At 52.2% G+C, this 521-nt stretch carries 1 protein-coding gene; it reads left to right on the top strand.

The genetic code is table 11. The annotated features are described in order from the left end of the window. On the top strand, positions 1–521 hold a 521-nt coding region (locus tag AC1D1X_RS25410; RefSeq protein WP_477699652.1), incomplete at both ends, for an N-6 DNA methylase.

The raw sequence follows: 521 nt of genomic DNA, 5'->3' as shown, positions 1-521 counted from the left end.
CAGTACGCCAGAGTTCTTTCAGCAACTGGCACCCACGTTGCGCGAGCTTTACAACCAGATTTCAGAGTACGACTTCACCGATGTTGAAGAAGATATCTTGAAAGGTGTCTATCAGGAACTGATAGACATCGACACCCGCCATGCTTTAGGCGAGTACTACACCCCCGATTGGCTGTGTGAGCGGGTCGTAGAAGACCTGCATCTTGAACGTTCGTTTTATGCGCTCGACCCTGCCTGTGGCTCGGGTTCTTTTTTGCGCGCACTTGTTGCACGCTACCGCCGCGAATGGCCAGACATGCCACCACAACAGATCGCGAGGCAAATTAAAGGCGTAGATGTTCACCCGCTGTCAGTCCAAATCGCCAAGACTACTCTTTTGCTGGCATTGGGTGAAGGCGTGGCCAGGGCCAAGGCTCCAGTCGTGTTGAATGTGTACCTTGCGAACACGCTGTTTTTGTCGTCGGACGAAGCAAAAAAGTCACTCTTTACGACAGGGCACCATTTTTCAGTGCGTGTTGACG

It is taken from the genome of Polaromonas sp. P1_G4 (genome assembly GCF_056405475.1).
The sequence above is the reverse complement of the archived record's forward strand: the minus strand, read 5'-3'. Positions and strand labels throughout refer to the sequence as shown.